Source organism: Streptomyces sp. NPDC048383, assembly GCF_040651775.1.
Lineage (GTDB): Bacteria > Actinomycetota > Actinomycetes > Streptomycetales > Streptomycetaceae > Streptomyces.
The window spans coordinates 1-3,500 of record NZ_JBEZKS010000137.1 but is presented as its reverse complement, the minus strand read 5'-3'; the positions used below and the strand labels follow the sequence as shown (position 1 = coordinate 3,500).

General features: G+C 78.7%; 2 protein-coding genes. One reads left to right on the top strand and one right to left on the bottom strand.

Features of this window, described 5'->3' with window-relative positions:
• Positions 1 to 84: 84 nt before the first annotated feature.
• On the bottom strand, positions 85 to 1,743 hold the full coding sequence (locus AB0D46_RS38370) for a helix-turn-helix domain-containing protein (protein ID WP_362884726.1): 1,659 nt from the start codon (positions 1,741 to 1,743) through the stop codon (positions 85 to 87).
• A 120-nt stretch (positions 1,744 to 1,863) separates the two neighbouring features.
• Here AB0D46_RS38370 and AB0D46_RS38365 point away from each other — a divergent pair.
• A partial coding sequence (locus AB0D46_RS38365) for a DUF6350 family protein (protein ID WP_362884725.1) occupies positions 1,864 to 3,500 on the top strand: 1,637 nt, incomplete at its 3' end.

Here is a 3,500-nt window from a genome sequence, read left to right as displayed (position 1 = left end):
AGCACGCAGGCGGCGGCGGCCGGTGAACGGCGCCGCGCCTCGGGGTGCGGGCCACGCCCGTTTTCGTGCCCGGTCGGGTCGGCCTCACTCCAGGCCGGGCGAGACCCGGGCGGGGCCGGCCGCGGGGTCGGCGCGCAGCTTGTCCTGGAGTTCCCGGCTCTCCTCGGTGAGCCGCTGGGGTCCGCTGTGCGGCGGGACGCCGGAGACGCTCGTACCGGGGGAGCTCGGGGGCTCGTACTCCCGCGGCGCGGTCGCCGTGGTGTACGCGGTCGCGACGGCGATCAGCGCCGTCATGACCAGGCCGGCCCGGATCCACCGTCGGCCGCGGTGCTCGCCGGCGGCGCGGACGACGGCCGCGGAGCGCGGCTCCAGCCGTACGACGGGCCGGACCGCCCCGAGCCGTTCGCGCAGCAGCGCGGACTGCTTCTCGGGCGGTACGTCGGCCAGCTCGGGTACGCGCTCCGCGAGGTCGGCGTGCGCGTGGAGCAGGCGGCTCCCGGCGGTCGGGGTGGTGGCCTCGGTCTCGGCGGCGGTGTCGGGCAGGTCGAGGCCGACGCCGTCGTAGAGCAGCACCGTGCGGCGGTGCACCGGGGGCAGCGCGAGCAGGGCGTCGAGCAGGATCCGGTCCGCGGGCTCGGCCGGCGGCTTGTCGGGGTGGCGGTGGGCGCGGCGGAACCGGTGCCAGGGGGAGAGGGCGTACTCGTACACGGCCGCGCGCACCCAGCCGACGGGGTCGGGGTCGGTGGCCACCTCGGGCCAGCGGTCCCAGGCCTGCTGGAAGGCCCGCTCCACCGACTCGTGGGCCAGGGCGCGACGGGCCGTGAGGAGGTAGGCCTGCCGGACGAGGGCGGGGGCGGCGTAGGCGTAGAGGGCCTCGAAGGCCTGGACGGGGTCGGACGGGCGCGGCACGGCCGCCGCCGGCTCGGTCGACTCCGGGACGGCGGTGACCTCCTCGGCCTCCGGCACCATGGACGGCTCGGTGGACGGCTCCATGGACGGCTCCATGGACGGGTCGGGCGGCGGGGGCGCGGCCCCCGCCCCCGCGCCCGCGTCGGGGGCCGGTGGTTCGGGGGCGCGCACCTCGGCGGGTGCGTCGGCGGGTGCGCCGGAGTCCGCCGGCGCGGAGGCGTCGGCCGGGGCCGCCGGCGTGGGGGGTGCGGGCGCGTCGGCGGATTTCCCCGGGGCGGAACCGCCGGAACCGCCCGAGGAGCCGCCGCCGGTCCTGACGGGGGTCTTCGTGTCGTGGCGGGCGGCGCCGACCGGGGGCTTCGCGGCCCGCTTGGTCGCCGATCTGGGCCGGGTACCGGGCCCGCCGGACCGCGCCTGGGCCCCGTTCGCGAAGGCCCGTACGCCGCCGCCGGCACGCGGCGCCCAGCTGGCGAAGGGCGTGGCCCGGTCGTGCGCCGGTTCCGCCTCCGGCTCGCGCGCGTGGGGTTCGGGGGGCCGCGGGGGCCGGGTCGGCCCGGGGCGTCCGGCAGCGGTGACGCGCAGGTCCGGGGTGTCCGCGTCCGGGACCGCGGCCGCCGCGGCGAGGCGGGCCAGGATCTCGGCGTACACCTCGCGCTTGCGTCCGCGCGGCTCGGTGCGGCCCGTCTCCCACGAACGGAGGGTCGCCGGGGTGACCCCGATGACCCCCGCGACCTCCTCGTGGCTCAGTTCGCCCGCCTCGCGGAGCCTGCGGCGCTCCTTGGGGGAGGGCAGGCCCAGTTCCGACCCGGAGGTCGTATCGACGCCTCGTGTCATGCCACACTCCCCGCGACCCGGCAGCCTTGGGCGAAAAAGTACATAAACGTATATTGAGCGACACCACGGGCATTCGCCTGTTACCCGCCCATAGCGCGTGTCGTTGGCACCATGGGCGGGGTGACCCAAGTGACTGAACTCGGGACCCCGTTGCCGGTGGCCCCGCGCCCCGAGCCGCGGCGCCGTTCACCGGCCGCCGCCGCCTGCGTGCTGGGCGGCGCCGTGGCCGCCGGACTGGGGCTCGGCTTCCTCGCCGTGCTCGTGATCGTGCTGTGGATCAGCTCCCCCTATCCCGACAACGGGCCCGGCGGTGCGCTGCACCTGGCCGCCGGGCTGTGGCTGATGGCCCACGGGACGGAGCTCGTCCGCTACGAGACCCTGTCCGGGGTGCCCGCACCCGTGGGCGTGACGCCGTTGCTCCTGGTGGCCCTGCCCGCCCTGCTGATGCGGCGGGCCGCCCGGCTGGGCAGCGCCTCCGGGGACGCCGCCGGGGCGGACGGGGAGGAGGTCCTGCCGGCCGGCGCCGTGTTCTCCGCGGTGCTCTGCGGCTACCTCGCCGTCGGCGCGCTGGCCACCGTGTACGCGGCCGGCGGACCGATGCCCGCCGATCCGCTGAGCGCGGCCTGGCACCTGCCGCTGGTGGCGGCGCTGGCCGCCGCGAGCGGTGTGTGGGCCGCGAAGGGCCGACCGCTGGGACCCCTGCCGGACCGGGTCCCGAGGAGCGTGCGGACGGCGATCACGCGCCCCCGGTACGCGCTGGCGCTGCGCTCCGGGGCGGCCGGGGTCCTGGTCCTGCTCGGCGGCGGGACGCTGCTCGTCGGTGCTTCCCTGGCCTGGCACGGGCCCCAGGTGCAGGCGTCGTTCCTCCAGCTGACCGGGGTCTGGTCGGGCCGGTTCGCGGTGCTGCTGCTGGCGGTGGCCCTGATCCCGAACGCGATGGTGTGGGGCGCGGCCTACGGGCTCGGACCCGGCTTCGCGCTGGGCGCGGGCGCGACGGCCACCCCGCTCGGCTTCGAGGGCGCGGCGGCGCTGCCCGGGTTCCCGCTGCTGGCGGCGCTGCCGCCGGAGGGGCCGGGCACCCCGGTCACCTGGGCGGCGGCCGGGATTCCGGTGGCCGCCGGACTGGCGGTGGGCTGGTTCGCGGTGCGTCGGGCGCGGGAGGTCCCGTACGGGGAGACCGCGCTGACGGCGGCCCTGGGCTCGGTGGTGTGCGGAGCGGTGATGGCCGCGTTGGCGGCGGTGTCCGGCGGCCCGATGGGTACGGCGGCGCTGGCGAGCTTCGGGCCCGTGTGGTGGGCTGTCGGGGGCGCGGCGACGGCGTGGACCCTGGTATCGGCGGTCCCGCTGGCGGTCGGGGTGCACGCCTGGCGGACGCGACCGGCGCGCGGGGCCGCCGAGGAGGCGGCCGCCGACACCTGGCACGACTCGGGGATCCGGGAACTGCGTTGGCAGGCGCTGCGCAGCGCCGCGCAGCCCTTGGTCCCGCCCACGTCGCTCCCTCCCGTGCCGGTCCCGCCCACGACCCGACGCGGCACCCCGGCGCCGGTCGCGGTCCCGCCGACGGAGCAGCCCCCGTCGGCCGTCATCGGAGCGGCGGCCCCGGAGTCGGTGCCGGCGCCGCTGCCCGACGCGCAGGCGTCCCGGGGGGCCGCGCCGGCGCCCCGCCTGCGGCTGCTCGGGCCGGGGCGGCTCACCCGGGTGACCCTGCTCCGGGTAGGGCTGCCCCCCGTGCGCCTGTCCCGGGTACGCCGGCTGCG